Source organism: Micromonospora sp. SL1-18 (assembly GCF_047921505.1).
GTDB lineage: Bacteria > Actinomycetota > Actinomycetes > Mycobacteriales > Micromonosporaceae > Micromonospora.
The window spans coordinates 1-21,808 of sequence record NZ_JBLROA010000008.1 but is presented as its reverse complement, the minus strand read 5'-3'; the positions used below and the strand labels follow the sequence as shown (position 1 = coordinate 21,808).

The following is a 21,808-nucleotide window of genomic DNA, read 5'->3' as shown; positions in this document are numbered from 1 at the left end:
AGTTGAACTCTATAGCAGAGATCTAGAGATAGGCTATAGCCATGAGTGAGGTCAAGGGCAAGGACAAGCGGGCCAGCAAGGCCGGGGAGACGCGCAGGCGCATGCTGGAGGCCGCGCGCGAGCTGTTCGTCCAGCGTGGATACGGCGCGACGGCGCTTCAGGAGATCGCCGACCGGGCCGGCGTCGCCGTGCAGACGATCTACTTCACATTCGGCAACAAGCGAACGCTACTCAAGGAGCTCGTCGACGTGTCGATCGTGGGCGACCACGAGCCGATCGCGACGATGGATCGGCCGTGGTTCCACGAGGCCCTCGCCGCCGAGAACGCCGGCGCCCAACTGCGCCTCCACGTCCAAGGCACGCGAGGAATCCTGGAGCGGATCGCCCCGATCATCGAGATGCTGCGTGCCGCCGCCGCGGCGGACCCCGGGATCGCGGAACTCTGGGACCTGGACGCCGACCCCCGGTTCGCCGCCCACGCCGCCGCCGCCCGAGCCCTGGTGACCAAACCGGGCATCCGCCGAGGAGTGACGGCCGAACACGCCGCCGACCTCCTCTTCGGCCTGCTCAGCCCCGAGCTCTACCTGCTGTTCGTCCGCGACCGCGGCTGGCCGATCGACCGCTGGGAGCAATGGACCTGGCAGACCCTGCACGCCCAGCTCTGCTCGGAGCAGGGGCCGCCGGCGGCACGGTAAGCACCAGCACTTCGCCCACGGGGGTGATCGAACGCCTCGCCCGCCCCGGAACCCTGGGTGATGCCCGGAAACCTCAGTCCCCGGCGGAGCCGGAAGCCTCGACGATCGAGACGGGAGTGCCAAGTTCGACGGTACGGGAGACGGTGCAGAGACGGTCATGCGACTGCTGCAGCGACCGGGGCAGCGCCTCGCGCGCCCTGTCGCCGTCCCCGCCTTCCGGAAAGGTCACGGTGAACTCGGCCCTGAGGTTCCGCATCCGGTTTCCTCCGACCTCGTCCCGAACCTTGTCGCCAGTGACTTCGACGGAGAACCGGACCGGCTCGGCACGGCGGCTGGTGATGTGGTCCACGTCGATCGCGGTGCAGCCTCCGATGGCCGCCAGAAGCAGTTCCACCGGCGTAAAGCTGTCGTCCTCGCCCGTGCCCATCGACAACGATCCGCCGCGGACGTTCCGCACAACGTACTTTCCCAGGCTGGTGCGCTCGATCTCCACCGAGCGGAAGGTGTCCTCACTCATGGCAGGGAAACTACCCAGGTCTTCTGATCCCCGAGCCACCGGCCTGGCCGACCAGCGCGACCCGTAAGTAGACGCGGCACAGCAGGCATTCGGTCGGGGTAGGTTGCACAATCATGGCCACGACCGCGGACGTCCGTCACGAACTCGCCGGCCTCGCCGACCATCGCCGGGCGGAGGGCGTGAGCCGGTTTCTGCAGATGTTTCCAGGCGGGTATGGCGAGGGCGACCGGGCCATCGGCGTCTCCGTGCCAGAACAGCGCGGGGTGGCCGGCCGGTACTGGCGTGACCTCTCCCTGGCCGAAACGGCGACGCTGTTGACGAGCAGCGTGCACGAGGAGAGGTTGACGTCGCTCTTCATCCTGGTGCGGAAGTTCGTCAAGGGGGACGAGGAGGAACGGGGCCGGATCTTCAGCGTGGTCCTGGCCAACACCAGCCGCATCAACAACTGGGACCTGGTGGACTCATCCGCGCCGTACATCGTGGGCCCCTGGCTGATCGACAAGGACCGGAGCGTACTGGATCGGTTGGCCGAGTCGAGCCTGGTGTGGGACCGACGGATCGCCATCATGGCAACTCTCGCGTTCATAAAAGCCGGCGACTTCCATTGGACCTTCCGGCTCAGTGAGCGGCTCCTGCACGACCCGCACGACCTCGTCCACAAGGCGGTGGGCTGGATGCTGCGCGAGGTGGGCAACCGTGACAGAGCGGCGGAGGAGGAGTTCCTGGCCCGACGCTACCGGGTCATGCCCCGGGTCATGCTGCGGTACGCGATCGAAAAGTTCGAACCGCAGCGACGTAGGGAGTACCTGTCCGGCGTGGTCTAGATGATCGATGCTCGCCGGATGGCTCCGTGGACGGGCGCGCCGTTGACGGTCGAGGTCCTGCCCGGCCGTCGGGCCGCAGCGCGGCGACCAGGTCGCCTCACGCTGTGCGCGGCCGCGTGGAACTGCTACAGCGCCGGGTACGGAGCCAAAGGACCTCGCGCGTATGACGGCCAGTACATCCGGATGATGCTCGGTGTTAGCGTGAAGATCGACAAGGCGAACTGCAGTACCAGACTTCACAAGGGAAACCGGCGCGATGACCGACGACTTCTACTGCGACGAGGCGCTCAGCGGCCGCACCAAGGTGACCGTGGTGATGGAGACCGAGGACGTGCTTGCCTTCGAGCACACCCGGCCCTTCTGGCCAGTACACATCGTCGTGGTGCCGAAGCGTCACGTGCCATCCCTGGTGGACCTGGGCGAGGCCAGCGAGGATCTCCTGTATCGCGTCATCGAGGTGGTCCGCCAGGTCGCCGCCGAAGTGGAGCGGGAGCATGGTGCCTGCCGGGTGTTGACCAACCTCGGCCGGTACCAGGACTCCAAACATCCGCACTTCCACGTATGCAGTGGACCGCTGACCTCCCCGGGACCGGGTGCAATGGCTGACCGAAACCAGTCAACTTCTCGCCGTGAAGGGCCCTGAAGGGCCTCACGGCCCGCTCCGGTTCCCGATCGCTCGGGTTCCGCACACCCATCCGGTGGTGTTCGTTGTCGACCGGCACCACCGGCCGTTGCAGCCGTGTTCCCCGGCCCGTGCCCGGAAGCTGCTCGCCTCCGGGCGTGCCGTAGTGCACCGGCACACCCCGTTCGTGATCCGACTCAAAGACCGTGACGTCGCCGACTCGCAGGTGGACGGGGTGGATCTCGGCATCGACCCGGGTTCGAAGTTCACCGGTATCGCGGTCTTCCGCGCCGACAGCACGGTGCGGGCCGGCCTGTTCGCGATCGAAGTCCGCCATCGGGGCGGGCAGATCCGCGACAAGCTGATCGCTCGCGCTGCGCCCGCCGTGGCCGCCGGTCACGGGGCCTGCGCCACCGGGCACCCCGCTTCCTGAACCGCCGCAAGCCGGACGGGTGGTTGGCGCCGTCGCTGCGGCACCGGGTCGACAACTTCATGTCCTGGGTCCAGCGGCTGTGTCGGTGGGCCCCCGTGACCGGCCTGCATGTGGAGCGGGTCGCGTTCGACACGCAACTGTTGCAGAACCTGGACATCGCCGGGGTCGAGTACCAGCACGGCACCCTGCACGGGTACGAGGTACGCGAGTATCTCCTCGCCGCGTGGGGGCGCGAGTGCGCCTACTGCGGCGCCACGGGGGTGCCGCTGAACATCGACCACATCGTGCCGCGTTCGCGGGGCGGCTCGGACCGGGTGTCGAACCTGACCCTGGCCTGCGCCCCGTGCAACTTGGCTAAGGGTTCCATGTCGGTCGACGTCTTCCTCGCGGACCGGCCCGCTGTGTTGGCCCGGATCCGACGCCAAGCGAAACTGCCGCTGCGGGACGCCGCGGCCGTGTCGGCAACCCGGCGGGCGCTGTGGCAAGCGCTGGCCGCCACCGGCCTGCCGGTCGAGGTCGGCACCGGCGGGCGCACCAAATGGAACCGGCACCAGACCGGCGCGCCGAAAACCCACACCCTCGACGCCCTACACGTCGGCGTCCTCGCTGGCGTGCGGTCCTGCCCAGGACAGGTGCTCGTGGCCACCGCGACCGGGCGCGGCTCGTACGCCCGTACACGCTGCGACCGATACGGATTTCCCCGGCTGCGGATGCCAAGGAACAAATCGGTGTACGGGTTCCAACCGGCGACCTGGTGCACGCTGTCGTACCAGCCGGCAAGAACAAGGGCCGGCACACTGGCCGGGTCGCTGTGCGAACCACCGGAAGCTTCAACATCCGCACCAGCCATGGCCTCATGCAGGGCATCCATCACCGGCACGTCCGGCTGCTGCAACGCGCCGACGGATGGGCCTACACACGAGAGGAGGAGCGGCGTTTCCTCCCGACCCTGAACGGCCGGGCTTCCACGCCGCAACGCCGATGACATAGTCAGGGGGCAAGCTTCCAGGCCGCGTTAAAGAGGTCCGGTTCGCCGAAGTTTCCGGATTTCAGGAGCAGGGCCAGCGGCGGCCCCGGATCGGGAACCACCCACGGCAGGCCAGGACCGACCGCCGGGCCCACCCGGAGCGCGCCGAGCCCGAGCGCCCGTACCACGGCACCCGAGGTCTCCCCGCCCGCGACCAGCAGGCGGCGGACCCCGAGCGCCGTGACCGCACGGGCGGCGATCTCGCCGGTCGCGGCCTCCAGCAGTTCCGCGGACCGCCCGGGCCCGAGGAGGGATTCGTACCGCGCGACCTGCTCCGGATCGGCCGAGGACGACACGAGTACGGGCTCGTCGGTCGCCCGGTACGCCTCGGCGACGACGGACAGGACGGCGTCGACGGTACGCCCGAAGTCGGCGTCAAGGTCCACCGGCGAGAGGGAGACGCGCGGGCCGGTGAAAGCGTCCACCTGCTGCCGGGTCCTGGCCGAGCAGCTTCCGGACAGGACCAGGCGACGGCCGTTCGGCACCGCCCGGACGGTGCGCGCGCCAGGCCCGGCAGCACGCTCGGCGGCGCCCCGCCCACGGGCCAACGCGGCGGCCAGCCCGGCGGCGCCGCCAAACACGAGCGGGGCGTTGCCGGTGGGCGCCCGCAGCAACGCGGCCGCCAGGTTGTCCAGGTCGGCGTCGGTGAGGGCATCCACGAGCACGTGTCCGGCACCGGCCCGCCGGGCGGCGTCGATCGCGGCGTGGATGCTCGCTGGACCGGCGGCGACGACGTCATGGCCGACGAGCGCGACGGTGGCCCGCGTCTGCCGGGAGAGCACCCGGACGAGATCGGAGTCGCGCATCGGCGTGAGCGGGTGGTCCCGCAGCGGGGATTCCGACAGGAGTCGCCGGCCGACGAAGAGGTGCCCCTGGTAGAGGGTACGACCAACGCGTGGCGTCGCCGGGGTGCCAACGCTCAGGACGGGAAGGCTGGCCCCCGGTGACCGTTCGCGCAGCGCGTCGACGAGCTGGACCAACGCGTCGGCCACCGGGCCGATGTTGCCGTCGTCGGTGGAGTCGAACGTCGAGCAGTACTTCTGGTAGATCGTGGTGCAACCGGCCTCGAACAGCCAGCGCGCCGCGGCGAGCGATGTTTTGACGGCCTCGGCGCGCGGCGCGGTACGGGACTTCAGCGCGACGACCGTGCAGTCGCAGTCGGGCGGCGGCTCGCCGGGAGTTCCCACGACGACGATCGCCGACTCGCCGTGTTCGCTCACCGCGTCCGCCAGGTCGCAGGCTCCGGTGAGGTCGTCGGCCACCACTCCGAGCCACGGGACGGTCATCAACAACCGACCGGGGCGGTAGCCGGATCGCGGGGAGCGGCCACCGGGCGAGCACCTGCCGCGTGGTCGTCGGCGGGCCGCTCGTTCGCAACCGCACCCACCCCGGGCGGTGGACAACAAGCCGGGTCGAGCGGCGCCACCACCACCTGTCGGCACGCCGCGCGGAGCAGCGCCAGCTGCTCGGCGGTCGCGCCCGCGTCGATGACGACCACGTCGACCGCCGCCAGGTCGAGGAACCGCATCGGGGCGCGCCCGTCGAGCTTGCGGTGGTCGAGCAGCAGGACGACGCGGCGGGCGATGCGCGCCATGGCCCGCTTGGTGTCGGCGTCCGAGGCGGTCGCGGAGTAGACACCTCCCGGTCCCGCCGCCGCGGCGGACAGCACGGCCACGTCCACCGCGAGGTCGTCGAGGCTGCGACGGGTGGCTGGACCGGTGAAGGAGCGGGTCTGCGGGTGGTAGGCGCCGCCCAAGGCGATCAGCTCGATGTCGTCGCGTCCGGTGCAGGCCACGATCACCGGGACGGAGTGGGTCACGACGGTACGGCCGCCCGGCAACCGGGTGGCGAGGGCGGCGACGGTGGTCCCCGCGTCGAGCGCCACCACCGCATCGGCCGAGAGGAGCGGCACGGCTGCCCGCGCGACCGCCGCTTTCTCCGCCGCCGCCGCCACCCGGCGCTGTTCGAACGGCACGCCGGCCGCGTGGGCCGGTACGCTCGCGCCGCCGGCGACCCGGTTCACCAGCCCTTCGGCGGCGAGCTCCCGGAGGTCCCGGCGGATGGTCATCTCCGAGACACCCAGCGCCGCTGCCGCTTCGGTCGAGGAGACGTAGCCGGCCTCGCCTACCCGGCGCAGCAGCTCTCGGCGGCGCTCGGGTGCCTGGGTGTAGCGCACCCGTCCATGAAATCCTCGCGCCCGCCAGTCTGTCAATATCCGCACAGTCAGGGTTGCCGGTTCGTTCGATAGCGAACACAATGGCCCGGTGAGTGGGGGCCTACGTCATCCCGGCGCAACCGCTGCTGGTCGGCCGGCCGACCCGCCCGGACGCGCGGGATCGTCCTGTCTCAGCGTGGGCATCGACCTCGGGACGACCAACACCAAGGTCGCCCTGGTGGCGGTCGACGAGGCCGGCGTACGGGTACGCGCCCTGGCCTCGGCCCCCACGCCGGAGCCACGCGCGGTCAAGCCGGTGCTGCTCGCACTGCTCCGGCAGGTGCTGCGTGCCTCACCGGCGCCGGACGCCGTGGGTGTCGCGTCGATGGCGGAGACGGGCGTACCACTCGACTCGTCCGGCGAGCCGCTCGGTCCATGGTTACGCTGGGACAAGCATCCGGCCGGGGCCGAGGCCGATGTGCTCTCCGGACAGCTCGGCTGGACGCATCTGGTCGCGGCCACCGGCGTACGGCCCAGCGCGAAGGTGCCGCTGGCCACCTGGATGTGGCTGCGAGCCAACCGGCCGGACCAGTGGGCGGAGATGGCAGCGTGGGCCGGGGCGGCGGACCTGGTCTGTCTCCTGCTCACCGGCCGGCTGTGCACCGACCACACGCTCGCCGGACGGACGATGGCCTACCGCCTGCCCGGTCCCGGCGCCCCGGTGCCGGACGCCTTCGACGCGGACCTGCTGGCCGAGGTGGGGCTGCGCCCGGAGCAACTGCCCGCCGTCGTGCCGCCGGACGAGGTCGCCGCGCCGGTCCGGGATCCCGACATCGTCGCCTGCGGGCTGCGGGCCGGGACACCCGTGGTGGTCGCCGGCCACGACCATCCCGTCGGCGCGTACGCCTGTGGCGTCCGCGAACCCGGCGACGTCGCCGACTCGCTGGGTACGGCCGAGGCGGTCCTCTCCCTCGTCGCGGGTACGCCCGACCCGATCGAGGTGGCCCGGGCCGGCATGAGCAGCGTCGTCCCGGTCAGCGGCCAGCACCGGGCGATCCTCGCCGGGTCGTCCAGCGCCGGAGCCACCATCGGCTGGTGGCTGGAGCACGAATCGGGCGGAGCCACGGCAGCGGAGCTGTTCGGTCTGGTGCTCGCGTCAGGCGACCGGCCGAGCGACGTCATCGTCCTGCCGTACCTGTCCGGGCGGCAGGCCCCGGTGCCCGACCCCGGTGCCCGGCTGCGTGTCCTCGGGCGGCACCCGGCGCACACCCCCGCCGATCTCGCCAGGGCGATGCTCGAAGGGCTGTGCCTGCAGACCCGCTGGATGCTGGCCGAGCAGGCCCGGCTCGCCGGGCGTACGGCGCCGACGACGGTGACCCTGTTCGGTGGGGCGGTCGGGGCCAACCCGGCGTGGGTCCGGGTCAAGGCCCACGTCCTCCGTGACGAGCTGCGGGTGGTGCCGGCGGAAGAGCCGGTGGCGGCCGGGGCGGCGCTCGTCGCGGCGGCCCGGACGCACCGCATCGGACCGGTGGTGCCGGCGCTGGGCTGGCGGCCCGGGCCGACCGTGGCAGGCGCGGGCACCGACTTCGACCAGCCGTTTGCCCGGTTCGTGGCGGCGGCCACCCGCACCGATTCCGGCACCGCCGCGACAGGCAGCGACGCCGGCAGCACGACGGCAACCGGCAGCGACGCCGGCACTGCGGCGGGCGGCCGCGACGCTGGCACTGCGGCGGCGAGCGATCGAACAGGAGGAGAGGTCACGTGACCGGATCCGATAGCGCACCCCCGACGCTCGACGCCATCGCCCGGCCGTCGGGCGGCTTCGCGATGGTCGCCATGGATCAGCGGGAGAGCCTGCGCACGATGTTCGCCGACGCGGGCTCCGGTCGGCCGGACGACGACCAGATGATCGCCTTCAAGACGGCCGTCGCCCGCGCGCTCGGCCCGCTCGCGTCCGGGTTCCTCATCGACCGGATGTTCGGCTTCGAACAGATCCGCGACGGGATGTTGCCCGACGACTGCGGCCTGATCCTCGCGGCGGACGCCCTGGACCAGGAACCCGGCCAGCCGGTCGAGGAAACCTGGATGGACGAGGTCGTCGCCGCGCCCGAGTTCGACCTCACCGGCGTACGGGCAATCAAGCTGCTCCTGCTCTGGCGCCGCGACGCCCGCCGCGAGGAGCGCGTCGAACTAGCCCGCCGGTTCGTCGCGCTCGCCGCCGAGCGGCAAGTGCTGTCGGTGCTGGAACCGGTGGTCCGGGCGACCTCGGAGGAACTGTCGGCCGGCCGATGGGACGAGGACGCGGCCATCATCGAGGCGGCCCGGGAACTCTCCCCGCTACGGCCGAGCCTCTACAAGGCGCAGGTGCCGCGCCGCGGCAAGGGCACTCCTGCCGAACTCCGGCGGGCCGCCGAGGCCCTCGGCCGCGCCATCGCCGGTCCCTGGGTGGTGCTTTCCCAGGGCGTCGAACGGGACGATTTCCTCACCGCGGTACGCGCGGCCTGCCAGGGCGGCGCCAGCGGATTCCTGGCCGGCCGGGCGCTGTGGAGCGACGTGGTCGGCCGGCCGGACGTGGACCGGGCGCTCGCCGAGGTCTCGGTACCCCGGCTCGATCGGCTCGTCGAGGTGGTCGACCGCGAGGCAACCCCGTGGTGGAAGGCATGACCGGGCACGCCGGGCAGGGAAGGCGCACGCCCGCGACGGCGGGCCTGCTGCACACCGTGCCGGCGCTCGCCACCGCGTTCGACGACCTGATCCGCGCCTCGGCCGCCGATGTGCGGCCGATTCACGTCGCCGACGCCTGGCTGCTCGACACCGCCCGTCGCGACGGGGTCACCCCAGCCGTACGGGATGCTGTGACCGCGCACGTCCGGCACCTCGAATCGGCCGGGGCGGCGGCTGTGCTGGTCACCTGCTCCTCGATCGGCGAGGCGGCGGAGGCTGCCGCCGAGCGGGTGGGCGTGCCGGTGATCCGGGTGGACGCAGCGATGGCGGGCGAGGCGGTGACGATCGCCTCCGGGCGGGGCGCGCGGGGCCGGATCGCCGTGCTCGCCACGCTGTCCTCGACGCTCGGGCCGACTGGGCGGCTCGTGGAGCGGGCCGCGACCGCCGCGCACCGCTCCGTCGAGGTGACCGCCGAACTGGTGGCCGGCGCGGCCGAGGCGCACGACCGGGGCGACCGGGAACGCGTGGAAACGCTGGTCGCCGCCGCCGTCTCCCGGGCCGCGGCCGACGCGGACGTGGTCGTGCTGGCCCAGGCGTCGATGGCCCGGGCGGCGGCGCTCTCCGACGTTTCGGTGCCGGTGCTCAGTTCCCCGGCCGGTGGCGTGGCGTCGCTGCTGCGCGCTCTCGAAGAGCGGCCGCGACAGAGGGCAAATCATGAAAGCAAGTAATCGGAAGCAGACACCCCCATGAAGCTCACCCACGGGCCCGGCACCCACACCGTCACGGCGGCCGGCTACCTGTTACAGCTACGCGGCGGGCAGCCTGCGGCGATGCTCGCCGATCCGGACGGTCGGATCTGGTCCCGGTTGAGCCTGCTCGCTTCGGTGGACCGCGCCGACCTGCCGGACGAGTCGTTCGACATCGGCGAGCCGCGGGTGTCCACGGGCCGGCGGAACGGCGAGGACGTGGTCGAGGTCGAGGTCGTTTGCCGGAGCACCGCGTGGTCGGCCAAGTCGGTGCTGTTGCGCTGCTTCGACGACCGGATCGAGACGGTGGTACGCGTCGAGGGCACCGGCACGCTCGGCGAGGTACGGCTGCTGGGCGGCCGGGCGATCCTGCCCTCCGGGGCGTGCGGGATGTTCCGTTCCTCGATCGGGTTCGCCTCGGTGTTCAACCCGACGCCGACCGAGCCGGTCCAGGTGGTGCGGCCCGCGTCCGCCGGCGCGGCACTCGGTATCGTCGGCGACGCATCCGCCGGACGGTTGCACGGCATCTTCTCCCCGCCGCCGCTGTGCCTGGCGTTCGGCCGCGAGCCGGCCGAGCACGCCACGCACGTACCGGACGGCGGCTGGCTCTCCGCCGGCGTGCTGGCCGCCGTCGAGGACCTGCGCTTCACCGAGCTGCGGTACGCCCCGCTGGACGGCGGATTCCTGCTCGAACTCGACTACGACGGGCACACGTCGGTGGGCGGGGAGTTCGTCAGCCCCACGCTGGTGCTGCGGCCGGCCGCCGACCCGTGGCGCGGGCTGGCGACGTACCGGGCGGACCTGGTGGAGCGCGGCTTCGCGCCGGCCCGGCCCGCCGCCGCGCCTGCCGGCTGGTGGAGCGAACCGATCTTCTGCGGCTGGGGGGCGCAGTGCGCCGCCGCGCGTATCCCGAGCCAGCCGGCGCCCCGCCCGGGCTACCTGGTGGAACCCGGCCCGGCCGGCGTGCCGGACGCGCTGCCCGTCGCCTTCGACCTGGCTCGCCAGGACCGGTACGACGGCTGGCTGAGCCGGCTGGCCGACCACGACGTGGTACCGGGCACGGTGGTCATCGACGACCGCTGGCAACTGGCGTACGGGACCGGCGAGCCGGACCCCGAGCGCTGGCCGGACCTGCGCGGCTGGATCGCCGGGCGGCACGCCGCCGGCCAGCGCGTCCTGCTGTGGTGGAAGGCGTGGGATCCCACCGGACTGCCGGTGTCGGAGTGCGTGACCGATCCGGCCGGGACACCCGTCGCCACCGATCCCGGCAGTCCCGCCCACCTCCATCACCTGACCGAGATGGTGACCCGGCTGCTGGGTCCGGACGGCCTGGACGCGGACGGCTTCAAGATTGACTTCACCCAGCGCGCGCCGGCCGGGCGCGGGCTGCGCCGACCCGGGGCCACGCCGGACGCGCCGTGGGGCATCGCGGCGCTGCACCGCATGCTGGCCACGCTGTACGGGGCGGCGAAGGCGGCCAAGCCGGATGCCCTGGTGGTCACCCACACGCCGCATCCCGGCTTCGGCGATGTCTGCGACATGATCCGGCTCAACGACATCCTCGAACGCGACCCGCGCGGCGTGGTCGTCCCCGCCGTGGACCAGCTCGCCTTCCGGCACGCCGTCGTCGCGGCGAGCCTGCCCGACCACCTCGTCGACACCGACCAGTGGCCCGTCACCGGCCTGGCCGAGTGGCGCTCGTATGTGGTGGCGCAGGGCCGGCTCGGCGTTCCCGCGCTCTACTACGCCGAGCGCATCGACCACTCCGGCGAAGAGCTGACCGACCATGACCTGGCGCTGGTCGCGTCGACCTGGCGGGACTACCGGGCGCGACGGGCTCTCGCGGCCGGCGGGCCTGACCGGCCGGCCCTGCCTGCGCAGGTCGGTCCGCCACCGGTGGAGGTCGCGTGACGGCCGGGCCGGAGGTGGTCACCTGCACGGCCACCGCTACCTCGACCTGCTCGCCACAGAGGGCGGCCAGCAGCTTGGGTTCGATGTTGCTCTATCCTGCGTGAGTGGGTTGCCCCGCGGAAGATGAGCAGGTGACGCGAATGAAGAGTGGGTTGCCGGCATCCGACGGGTTGCCTTTGGCGCGCCGGGCGACCATCCGGGAGGTCGCCGAGGCGGCCGGGGTGTCCCGCTCCACCGCGTCCCGGGCGTTGAGCGGCCAGGGTTACGTGGCACCGCCCGTGCGCGACCGGGTTCGTCAGGCGGCCCGTGGGCTCGGCTACGTGCCCGACGCGACCGCCCGCCATCTGCGCCAGCAGGCCAGCCAGTCGATCGGCGTCCTGGTTTCGGACCTGAACAACCCCTTCTACGCCGGACTCGCCGCCGGCATCAGCCAACAGGCACGCAGGCGGCAGTACACGATGATGCTGGCCGACGACGGCGGCTCACCGGAGGTGGAGGCGGAGGCGGCCGAGGCGTTGGTCGCGCTCCGGGTCGCCGGCGTCATCGTGACGCCCGTGTCGGCGGAGGTCAGCACCTATCTGACCCGGCAGCAGATCCCGGTGGTGGAGGTGGATCGGCAGTTCTCCGCCGGCGCCTGCGACGCCGTCCTGATCGACAACGAGAACGCGGCCCGGAGGCTCACCACCCAACTGCTGGATCTCGGCCACCGGCGCATCGCGTTGGTGATCGACGAGATGCACTGGACCACCGGCCGGGACCGGCTGGCCGGCTACCGCGCCGCCTTCGCCGCCGCCGGTGTCCCGCTGGACGATTCGCTGGTGGTGGCTGCCGGTTGGGACGTCGACGCGGCGCGAATCGAGGCCCACAAACTGCTCAGCCGGGCGGAGCCACCGACGGCGATCTTCGCCGCCAACAACGTCCTGGCCGAGGCCATCTGGCGGGCCGCGGCGGAACTGAACTTGGCGATCCCCGAGCAACTCAGCCTGGTGTCGTTCGATGACGTCTCGTGGATGAGCCTGGTCCGTCCCGGGGTTACCGCCGTCGCGCAGGATCCGGTCGCCCTCGGCGAGGCTGCCATCTCCCAACTGTTCGAGCGCATCCAGTCTCCGCACGCGCCGGTGCGTACCGTCCTGCTCTCGGCCACCGTGGCCTCGCGCGGATCGACGGCTCCCCCGACCGCCTTTTCGTCGATCTAGAGCCGATGTTGGCTAATTGATCCCAGTCGGGGTCATTTTGCCCTAGCTCGGCGGGATCTGATTACTTGACGGCACTCCGAGTCGCTCCTAATCTCGGTCTGGGATCGATCCCACACGCGGCACCCTGCTGCTGGCCGCCCAACCGGCGACCTGCCGAGACCCCTTAGCACGGGCGGAGCCGACGAGAGGACTCGCATGACCGACCCTGACCAGTTCGCCTCGTCGCGCGCCGGCGGCTCGGATCCGGTCCTGGCCCTCGACATCGGCGGCACGAAGCTGGCCGTGGGCGTCGTGTCGGCGGACGGTTCGACCCACGGCGTGCTGGTGGAGCCAACCCGGCGCGAGGAGGGCTGGCCCGTGGTGACGCGACGGCTCTTCGACCTGGGCCGTCGCGCGATCGAGCGAGCGAACATCGGGAAGGTCCGGGCCGTGGGCATCGCCTGCGGCGGGCCCCTGGACGCGCCGTCCGGCGTGCTGCAATGCCCACCACACCTACCCGGGTGGATCGACGTGCCGATCGGCCCGCTGGCCGCGGACGCCTTCGGCGTGCCGTTCGCGCTGCAGAACGACGCCACCGTGGGGGCCATCGCCGAGTACCGGTTCGGCGCCGGCCGGGGCACCAGCACCATGTTGTACCTGACCGTGTCGACGGGCATCGGCGGTGGCGCAATCATCAACGGCGGTCTGCACCGCGGCGCGGCCGGCAATGGTGGCGAGTTCGGCCACCTGACCGTTCACCGTGGCGGCCGGCTCTGCTGTTGCGGGCGGCGCGGCTGCGTCGAGGCATACGCCTCGGGTACCGCTATCGCCGAGCGGGTCCGCGAGGCGCTGACGGACGGCGCGCCCTCGCCGCTGGCCGTGCTGCCGGCTGCCCCGACCGCCGCGGACGTCTCGGCGGCCGCCGCGGCCGGCGACCCGCTTGCCGGCAAGGTCTGGGCGGAAACCACGGACCTGCTCGGCGCGGCGGTCACCGACCTGGTGAACGTCTTCGAGCCCGACATGGTCGTACTCGGAGGAGGCGTCACCCGCGCGGGCGACATGCTGATCGATCCCATCCGCGAACTGGTCGCGCGGGAGGCCATGGCGCCGGCGGCCCGGGCCGCCCGGGTCGTCCGGGCCGAACTCGGCGACCTGGTTTGCCTGGTGGGCGCCGGGGCGATCGGCCATGACCTGCTCACCGGCGCAGACCTGGCCACCGAACTCGAGCAAGACCGGGAACTGGCGCGGAACCGGCACGTGGAGAAGCAAATGTCTGACTGGCTGGAGACGCAACTGGGCGAGCATGTGGCCGTCGCCGAGGCGACAGCCACACTGTCCGGAGAGATCCGCGCGGCCGGCGCCCTCGTCTGCGAGCGGCTCGCCCGCGGCGGCACCGTCTACACCTTCGGCAACGGGGGCAGCGCCGCCGACGCCCAGCACCTGACCGGCGAACTCGTCGGCCACTACAAACGCGACCGCCGTCCGCTGCCCGCGGTGACCCTGAGCACCGACGCCAGCGCGATGACCTGTATCGCCAACGACTACTCGTACGAGGACGTCTTCCGGCGACAGGTGGAGGCGCTCGCTGGACCGGGCGACGTGGTCGTCGCCTTCACCACCTCGGGGCGCTCGCCCAGCGTGCTGGCGGCCCTCGCCGCCGCGCAGGCGAAGGGCGCCTCGACGGTGTTGTTCACCGGTGGCGACGGCGGACCGGCCGCAAGCCACGCCGACCGCATCCTGCTCGTCCCGTCCAGGAGCACCCAGCGGATCCAGGAGATGCACACCCTGATGCTGCACGTGATCAGTGAGATGGTCGACGCGTGGGCCGCCGGAGAGGAGCCGACGGCGTGACCAGGCTCGAAGGACAGGCGGGCGAAGGCAGCACCACGCACCCCGCGGACGCCGGCGCGACCGCCCACCCGGCTGCGCCCCCGCAGCGGCCGGTGGCGCCGGTATCGAACGCCCCGTCCGGAGACCAGCCGGCCGATCCGCACCCCACGAACCGCCCCACCGCCACGCCGGACCGCACCCTGCACATGATCGGGAACGCCCATCTCGATCCGGTCTGGTTGTGGCCGTGGCAGGAGGGTTACCAGGAGGCCCGGGCAACCTTCTGGTCGGCGATCCACCGGATGGAGGAGTACCCCGACTTCGTCTTCACCTGCAATCAGGTCGTCCTGCTCAGCTGGGTAGAGGAGTCCGACCCGGAGCTGTTCGCCCGGATCCGCGAGCGGGTCGCGGACGGCCGCTGGCAACTGGTCGGCGGCTGGTGGGTCGAGCCGGACTGCAACCTGCCGTCCGGCGAGTCGTTCGTTCGGCAGGGCCTGTACGGCCAGCGCTATCTCAAGGAGAAGTTCGGGGTCACCGCCACGGTCGGCATGAACGTCGACCCGTTCGGGCACCACGGCATGCTGCCGCAGATCCTCCGCGGCCAGGGCATGCACGCGTACTGCTTCCTGCGGCCGGGCCCACACGAGACCAGCCTCACCGGCACCGCCTTCTGGTGGGAGTCCCCGGACGGCTCCCGGGTGCTCGCGTACCGGATCCCGTTCGAATACTGCAGCCCGCCGGGCGACGTGGCGGGCCAGACCGACAAGTCGCTCGGCGTGCTGGACCACGGGCTGGGCGACCTGATGATCTTTTTCGGCGTCGGCAACCACGGTGGCGGGCCGACCCGGGCCAACATCGAGTCCATCCACCGGTACGACCGGATGGGCTCGTTCGGCCGAATGGTCATCTCGTCGCCGGCGCGCTACTTCGAGGAGTTCACCAAGAGCCGGGGCGACGCCGGCCTCGCCAAGCTCCCCGTGTGGCGGGACGACCTGCAGATGCACGCCCCGGGGTGCTACTCGGCGCACTCCGGGATCAAGCTCTGGCAGCGCCGGGCCCAAGCCGCGATCCTCGCCGCGGAACGGTGGGGCGTGGTGGGTTCGACGCTGTTCGGGCTGGACTACCCGAGGGAGGACCTCGGCCGCGCCTGGAAGCAGATCCTGTTCAACCAGTTCCACGACGTCCTTCCCGGATCGGCGATCGAGAGCGCTTACGACGACGCCCGCGACCAGCTCGGCGAGGCGGTGGCCGTGGCGAAGCGGATCATCACGCGTACCCACAACGTGATCGCCCGCAACGTGGACATCCCGCTGGAGCAGGGCACCCAGCCGGTGCTGGTCTTCAACCCGCATCCGTGGCCGGTGACGGCCCAGGTCGAGCTGCAGTACGGTGCCCAGCCCACCGGCGTACACGTGGTCGACGCCGCCAGCGGGGTGACCACCGCCCAGCGAACCCAGTCCGTGGCGACGACGGACGACAAGGGACGCGGCGCGACCGTGTTCGAGGCGGTGGTGCCGCCGCTGGGCTACCGGCTCTACCGGCTGCGCTCCGGCCCCGCGCCGGCGGACGCGGCGGTCAGCGAGCGGCCCGCGGGCTTCCTCCACGCCACCGGTACGGTCCTGGAGAACGAGCTGCTCCGGGTCGAGATCGACCCGGAGACCGGGTGGCTGACCGCGCTGCTGGACAAGCGGACCGGCGTGGACCTGGTGGCCGGTGCCCGGGGCGAACACACCCAGATCTGCCAGGACCCGACCGATACCTGGGGCCACCGCGTCGTCTCGTACCGCTGGCCCGGCGCCCCCATGCGGACCACCCGCATCACACTGCGCGAAGCGGGACCACTACGGGCCCGGCTCCGCGTGGAACGGGAGTGGCACCGCTCGACGATGGTCGAGGAGTTCATCCTCGGGCACCGCGACGACCAGCTCGAGGTCCGGGTGACGATCGACTGGCGCGAGCAGGCCCACCTGCTCAAGCTCTGCTTCCCGATGGCCGTGGCCGATCCGGTGTCCACCTACGAGATCCCGTTCGGGTCCATCGAGCAGCCGGTCGACGGTGGGGAGAACCCGGCCCAGTCATGGGTGGACATCAGCGGGACGGTGGGCGGCCATCCGGCGGGCCTCGCGGTGGTCAACAACGCCAAGCACGGGTACGACGTCTCGCCGGGCTCCCCGGGCTCCGCGGGAGGGGACAGCCCGAGCATCGGGATCACCGCGGTACGCAGCCCCGTCTATTCCTGGCACGATCCCCGGCAGCTCGATCCGGACGGCTTCTACTCGTACCAGGACCAGGGAATCCAGTCGTTCCGCTACCTTCTCGTACCGCATCGGGGCAACTGGCGTGCCGCGGACCTGCCGCGACGGGCCGCCGAGCTGGGCTCGCCGGTGCGGGCCATGCTGGAGAGCTTCCACCGTGGCCCGCTGCCCGCCGAGCAGAGCTACCTGTCCGACGGCGGTGACCAGATCCTGGTGACCGCGGTCAAGGGAAGCGAGGACGGCACCGGCACCCCGGACCTGATCGTCCGCGCGGTGGAGAGCACCGGCCGGCCCGGCCGGGGCCGGATCGAGCTGCCGATGCTGGGCCGGGTGATCACGGCCGACTTCGGCCCAAGCCAGCTCCGCACCTTCCGGGTACCGGTCGACGGTGGCGACATCCGGGAGGTCGACCTGATCGAGTGGGATCTCGCCGACGCCCCGCACGGGGCGTTGACGGAGTCGCCGATGCCGGTGGCGCCGACCGGGCGGCGCGACATGGAGCCCGACCGGGACTCGTCCGCCGCGACGTCGCCGGCCGTACGGATGGCACCGAGCCAACGCCGACGCGACGGCGGCGGCTAGATCCGCCCTCTGGGATCGATACCAGGCATGCGGGCGAAAAGGTCACCGGGATTGGCGAGCGACGGGCGGCGAGGCACCCATATCTGAGCGCATCGGCGTGGCCACGAAGCGTGGTGTGCGGATATGGTTGCGATCCCACCCCAACGGGGTCCCGCCCTCACCCCACCCCCGGAGTTCCGGATGCACCGGTCGCTGTCCGACCTGACCGAGCGGATCGAACGCGCTCTCAACGAACGACTCGTCCCGGCGCTCTACCGGGACGCCGAACCCGTGCACGTCGAGGCGGCACACCTGCCCGGCGAGCCGGTGCCGGCAAGCGAGGGGCTGGCCATGGCGTACGCGCCCTTCGCAGTGGGCCAGCCGTGGGGACGCGCCTGGAGCACCACCTGGTTCCGGTTCACCGGAGAGGTGCCGGCGCGGATGCGGGGCGGCCGGGTCGAGCTTCTCGTCGATCTCGGCTTCGAGCGGGCCGGGCCGGGATTCCGGTCCGAGGGCCTCGCGTACACGGCCGACGGGACGCCGATCAAGGGCATCGAGCCACGGACGGCGTACGTGCCGATCGCCCGGCCCGCCGCCGGTGGCGAGCGGGTCGAGGTGTACATCGAGGCGGCCGCCAACCCCCGGTTCGACGGCAGCATCTCCCCGCTCGGCGATCCGGAGACGGTGCCCGCCCGCCCGCTCTACCGGCTGGACCAGGCGGAACTCGCGGTGCTCGACGAGGAGGTGCACGCGCTCGTCCTGGACGTACAGGTGCTGCACCAGCTCGCGCTGCAGCTGGCCGAGACGGACCCCCGACACCACGAGATCCGCCGGGCTCTGGAACTGATGCTCGACGAACTCGACGTCGCCGATGTCTCCGGCGGGGCCGCCGCCGCCCGCGCCCGCCTGGCCGGCGCGCTCGCCTCCCCCGCCGTGCCGAGCGCCCACCGGATCACCGCCGTCGGGCACGCCCACATCGACTCGGCCTGGCTCTGGCCCGTACGCGAGACCATCCGCAAGACTTCCCGGACCTTCTCCAACGTCGTGGCGCTCGCCGACGAATACCCGGAACTGGTCTTCGCCTGCTCCTCCGCCCAGCAGTACGCGTGGCTGCGGGAGCACCACCCGAAGGTGTACCGCCGCGTCGCGGAGAAGGTGGCCACCAGGCAATTCCTCCCGGTCGGCGGCATGTGGGTGGAGTCCGACACCAACATGCCGGGCGGCGAGGCGATGGTGCGCCAGTTCACCCAGGGCAAGCGGTTCTTCGCCGCCGAGTTCGGCGTCGAGCCCCGGGAGGTCTGGCTCCCCGACTCGTTCGGCTACTCGGCGGCGCTGCCACAGCTCGCCCGGCTGGCCGGATTCCGCTGGTTCCTCAGCCAGAAGATGTCCTGGAACCAGACCAACCGCTTCCCGCACCACACGTTCTGGTGGGAGGGGATCGACGGAAGCCGCGTCTTCACCCACTTCCCACCCGCCGAAACGTACAGCTCGGAGCTGTCCGGAAAGGATCTGGCGCACGGGGTGCGCAACTTCGCCGAGCACGGGCGCTCCAGCGTGTCGCTGCTGCCGTTCGGCTACGGGAACGGCGGGGGCGGCCCGACCAGGGAGATGCTCGAAACGGCGCGGCGAGTGGCCGACCTCGAAGGCTCGCCCAGGGTCGCCATCCGCACCCCCGCGGAGTTCTTCGCCGAGGCGGAACGGGAATACCCGGACGCCCCGGTGTGGAGCGGCGAGATGTACCTCGAATACCACCGGGGCACGTACACCAGCCAGTCGGCGATGAAACGCGGCAACCGGCGGACCGAGCACCTGCTGCGGGAGGCCGAGCTGTGGTCCACCGCCGCGGCACTGCGGACCGGTCATCCGTACCCGTACGCCGAACTCGACGCCATCTGGCAGGAAACGCTGCTGCTGCAGTTCCACGACATCCTGCCCGGCAGTTCGATCGCCTGGGTGCACCGCGAGGCGCGGCAGACGTACGCGAAGCTGGCGGACCGGCTGGAAGCGGTGATCGACGCGGCGCTGACGGCCCTGACCGGCCCCGGGTCGGTGCCGTTGAGCGCGAACGCCGCGCCGCACGAGCGGGACGGCGTACCGGCGCTCGGGGTCTCAGCGGGCCAGGACGGCGGTGCCCCGGACGTGTCGGTGCGGTCCGGACCGGACGGCACGGTGCTGGACAACGGCCTGCTCCGGGTGCGCCTGGACGCGGACGGGACGGTGTCCGCGATCCGCGACCTGGTCGCCGACCGCGACGTGCTTCGGCCCGGCACTGCGGCCAACGTCCTGCAACTGCACCCGGACACGCCCAACAAGTTCGACGCGTGGGACATCGAGGACTTCTATCGCCACCGGCGCCGCGACCTGACCGAGGTCACCAAGATCGTGGTCGAGGCGGACGATCCCCGGCAGGCCCAGGTCCGGGTGACCCGCGACGACCGGAACTCGGCGTACGTCCAGACCGTGTCACTCGCGGCCGGCGAGCGCGTGCTGCGGTTCACCACCGAGGTGGACTGGCACGAACAGGAGACACTGCTCAAGGTCGCCTTCCCGATCGACGTCCAGGCCGCGCAGTCCAGCTCGGAGATCCAGTTCGGCCACGTGCAGCGATCGACCCACACCAACACGTCGTGGGACGCGGCGAGGTTCGAGATCTGCGCGCACCGGTGGCTGCACGTCGGGGAGCCCGGGTACGGCGTGGCGCTGGTCAACGACGGCACGTACGGCCATGACGTGACCCGCCAACCCCCCGGTGACGTGCTGGGGGCGCAGCCGACCACGGTACGGCTCTCCCTGCTGCGCGGTCCCCGCTACCCCGACCCGAACACAGACCAGGGCTCGCACCGCTTCGGGTACGCGCTGGTCTGCGGCGCGGAGATCGCCGACGCGGTACGCGAGGGCTACCAGGCGAACCTGCCGATCCGCCGGCACCTGGGCGCGCGACCGGTCGCTCCGCTGATCGAGGTGACCGACCCCGGCGTCGTGGTGGAGGCCGTGAAGCTGGCCGACGACCGGTCCGGTGACGTGATCATCCGGCTCTACGAGGCGCTCGGCGGCCGCGCCCGTACCCGGCTCACCGCGTCGTTCGATCTCGCCGAGGTGCGGGTCTGTGACCTGCTCGAACGGGACAACGCCGAGATCAGCGCGCTCGCCCCGGTCTCGGTCGAGGGCAACGCGGTGGATCTCGCCCTGGGACCGTTCCAGGTCGTCACCCTCCGGCTTCGCCCGACGCGGCGCTGATCCCGCGACCCCGGGCCATGGCCCTGCTGTGACAGGGGTCAACAACAGCTCCTGATTCTATGGGCAGCTGTGTCGCATGTGGTCATCTATCGTGATCGTGTGAGTCTGTCGGACTGGGCGCGACGGCAGGGCGTTGCCTATCAGACTGCTTGGCGGTGGGTGAGGGACGGCAGGATGCCTGTGCCTGTGCCTGTCGGGCAGGCGCCGTCTGGTACGTGGATTATGGAGGAGGCATCGGCCGTGACGGGCCGTGTCGTCGCCTACTGCCGTGTCTCCTGTGGTGGCCGGAAGAGCGACTTGGATCGCCAGACGGTGCGGGTGCTGGAGGGGGCGAACGCCCAGGGCTTCGCCGTGGCGGAGATCGTGACCGAGGTCGGTGCCCGGCTTGGATGGCAAGTGCCGCTAGCTGTACCCGGTCCTCGCCGACCCGGCTGGCCGTGATCGTGGTCGAGCGTAAGGATCGGTTGGCCCGGTTCGGTGTGGAGCATCTGCAGGCCGCACTGGCTGCTACCGGGCCCCGTCTGGTGATCCTCGGCTCAGAGGAGTCCACGGACGACCTGGTCAAGGACATGGCCGACGTGCTGATATCGATGTGTGTCCGGCTGTACGGGCAGCGGGCAGGCAAGAATCGCGTCGCCCGCGCCCTGGCCACCGAGGAGCCGTCGGTGTGAAGAAGTTCGAGCCGCGTCCCGGTTTCGTGCTCCAGGCGTTCCGTTTCGCGTTGGACCCGAACGCCGGGCAGGAGCAGCGGCTGCGGTCGCATTGTGGTGCGGCTCGCGCCGCCTACAACTGGGCCGTGGCCTGGGTAATGGCGTCGTGGTGGCAGCGCAAGGCCGAGGCCTCGTACGGCATCGCCGAGGAAGAGTTGACGCCGTGGCGGCCGTGGTCGCTGCTGGCGTTGCGGAAGGTGTTCAACGAGGTCAAGAAGACCGACCCGCGTTTTGCTGACTGGTGGGAGGAGAACTCAAAGGAGGCGTACAACACAGGCCTGGCGAACGCGGCGGCGGCGTTCGACAACTACGCCACCTCCAAGCGCGGGCAGCGCAAAGGCAAACGCGTGGGCATGCCCCGGCGCAAGTCCAAGCACACCGCCCGGCTCGCCTGCCGGTTCACCACCGGCACCATCCGGGTGGAGCCGGACCGGCGGCACGTCACA

General features: G+C 71.6%; 16 protein-coding genes and 1 pseudogene. 14 read left to right on the top strand and 3 right to left on the bottom strand.

What is annotated here, in order from left to right; translation table 11 throughout:
• Positions 1 to 41: 41 nt before the first annotated feature.
• Positions 42 to 695 (top strand): TetR/AcrR family transcriptional regulator, encoded by a 654-nt coding sequence (locus tag ACNAW0_RS05385; protein WP_416286587.1) that lies wholly within the window; start codon positions 42 to 44, stop codon positions 693 to 695.
• A 73-nt stretch (positions 696 to 768) separates the two neighbouring features.
• On the opposite strand, the gene ACNAW0_RS05380 is transcribed toward ACNAW0_RS05385, so the two are convergent.
• Entirely contained in the window at positions 769 to 1,212 is a 444-nt protein-coding gene (locus ACNAW0_RS05380) for an OsmC family protein (RefSeq protein WP_416286586.1), read from the bottom strand.
• Positions 1,213 to 1,325: 113 nt separating this feature from the next.
• On the opposite strand from ACNAW0_RS05380, the gene ACNAW0_RS05375 reads away from it, so the two are divergent.
• From ACNAW0_RS05375 to iscB, 3 genes and pseudogenes are all read left to right on the top strand, one after another.
• Positions 1,326 to 2,036, top strand: a complete 711-nt coding sequence (locus tag ACNAW0_RS05375) for a DNA alkylation repair protein (RefSeq protein ID WP_416286585.1) — start codon at positions 1,326 to 1,328, stop codon at positions 2,034 to 2,036.
• A 256-nt stretch (positions 2,037 to 2,292) separates the two neighbouring features.
• Positions 2,293 to 2,679: an HIT domain-containing protein gene (locus ACNAW0_RS05370; RefSeq protein ID WP_416286584.1), complete on the top strand. Its 387-nt coding sequence runs from the start codon at positions 2,293 to 2,295 to the stop codon at positions 2,677 to 2,679.
• A pseudogene (gene iscB, locus ACNAW0_RS05365) lies at positions 2,630 to 4,044 on the top strand (RNA-guided endonuclease IscB). The gene ACNAW0_RS05370 and the pseudogene iscB overlap by 50 nt, the downstream one beginning before the upstream one ends.
• A 37-nt stretch (positions 4,045 to 4,081) precedes the next feature.
• On the opposite strand, the gene otnK reads toward iscB, so the two are convergent.
• Both otnK and ACNAW0_RS05355 read right to left on the bottom strand, forming a co-directional pair.
• On the bottom strand, positions 4,082 to 5,404 hold the full coding sequence (gene otnK, locus ACNAW0_RS05360) for a 3-oxo-tetronate kinase (RefSeq protein ID WP_416286583.1): 1,323 nt from the start codon (positions 5,402 to 5,404) through the stop codon (positions 4,082 to 4,084).
• A complete protein-coding gene (locus ACNAW0_RS05355) occupies positions 5,404 to 6,294 on the bottom strand; it encodes a DeoR/GlpR family DNA-binding transcription regulator (protein WP_416286582.1) in 891 nt (296 codons plus the stop codon). The genes otnK and ACNAW0_RS05355 overlap by 1 nt, the downstream gene beginning before the upstream one ends.
• 175 nt (positions 6,295 to 6,469) lie before the next feature.
• On the opposite strand from ACNAW0_RS05355, the gene ACNAW0_RS05350 reads away from it, so the two are divergent.
• The 10 genes from ACNAW0_RS05350 to ACNAW0_RS05305 all read left to right on the top strand — a co-directional run.
• Complete coding sequence (locus ACNAW0_RS05350; protein ID WP_416286581.1) at positions 6,470 to 8,038, top strand: FGGY-family carbohydrate kinase; 1,569 nt, start codon at positions 6,470 to 6,472, stop codon at positions 8,036 to 8,038.
• Positions 8,035 to 8,937: a hypothetical protein gene (locus tag ACNAW0_RS05345; RefSeq protein ID WP_416286580.1), complete on the top strand. Its 903-nt coding sequence runs from the start codon at positions 8,035 to 8,037 to the stop codon at positions 8,935 to 8,937. Before ACNAW0_RS05350 ends, ACNAW0_RS05345 begins: the two co-directional genes overlap by 4 nt.
• Entirely contained in the window at positions 8,934 to 9,665 is a 732-nt protein-coding gene (locus ACNAW0_RS05340; protein WP_416286579.1) for an aspartate/glutamate racemase family protein, read from the top strand. Before ACNAW0_RS05345 ends, ACNAW0_RS05340 begins: the two co-directional genes overlap by 4 nt.
• Before the next feature lie 18 nt (positions 9,666 to 9,683).
• Positions 9,684 to 11,594 (top strand): hypothetical protein, encoded by a 1,911-nt coding sequence (locus tag ACNAW0_RS05335; RefSeq protein WP_416286578.1) that lies wholly within the window; start codon positions 9,684 to 9,686, stop codon positions 11,592 to 11,594.
• 140 nt (positions 11,595 to 11,734) lie between these two features.
• A complete protein-coding gene (locus ACNAW0_RS05330; protein ID WP_416286577.1) occupies positions 11,735 to 12,790 on the top strand; it encodes a LacI family DNA-binding transcriptional regulator in 1,056 nt (351 codons plus the stop codon).
• Positions 12,791 to 12,985: 195 nt separating this feature from the next.
• Positions 12,986 to 14,620 (top strand): ROK family protein, encoded by a 1,635-nt coding sequence (locus tag ACNAW0_RS05325; protein ID WP_416286576.1) that lies wholly within the window; start codon positions 12,986 to 12,988, stop codon positions 14,618 to 14,620.
• Positions 14,617 to 17,436: an alpha-mannosidase gene (locus ACNAW0_RS05320; protein ID WP_416286575.1), complete on the top strand. Its 2,820-nt coding sequence runs from the start codon at positions 14,617 to 14,619 to the stop codon at positions 17,434 to 17,436. The genes ACNAW0_RS05325 and ACNAW0_RS05320 overlap by 4 nt, the downstream gene beginning before the upstream one ends.
• Before the next feature lie 123 nt (positions 17,437 to 17,559).
• The gene (locus ACNAW0_RS05315; protein WP_416286574.1) at positions 17,560 to 20,652 is read left to right on the top strand and encodes an alpha-mannosidase; all 3,093 of its coding nucleotides are present in this window, start codon (positions 17,560 to 17,562) and stop codon (positions 20,650 to 20,652) included.
• Positions 20,653 to 21,041: 389 nt separating this feature from the next.
• Positions 21,042 to 21,323 carry a hypothetical protein gene (locus tag ACNAW0_RS05310; protein ID WP_416286573.1) on the top strand — a complete coding sequence of 94 codons (282 nt, stop codon included), beginning with the start codon at positions 21,042 to 21,044 and terminating at the stop codon, positions 21,321 to 21,323.
• Positions 21,320 to 21,808, top strand: a 489-nt coding sequence (locus ACNAW0_RS05305; protein ID WP_416286572.1) for a helix-turn-helix domain-containing protein, incomplete at its 3' end; no start/stop codon positions are given. The genes ACNAW0_RS05310 and ACNAW0_RS05305, both read left to right, overlap by 4 nt.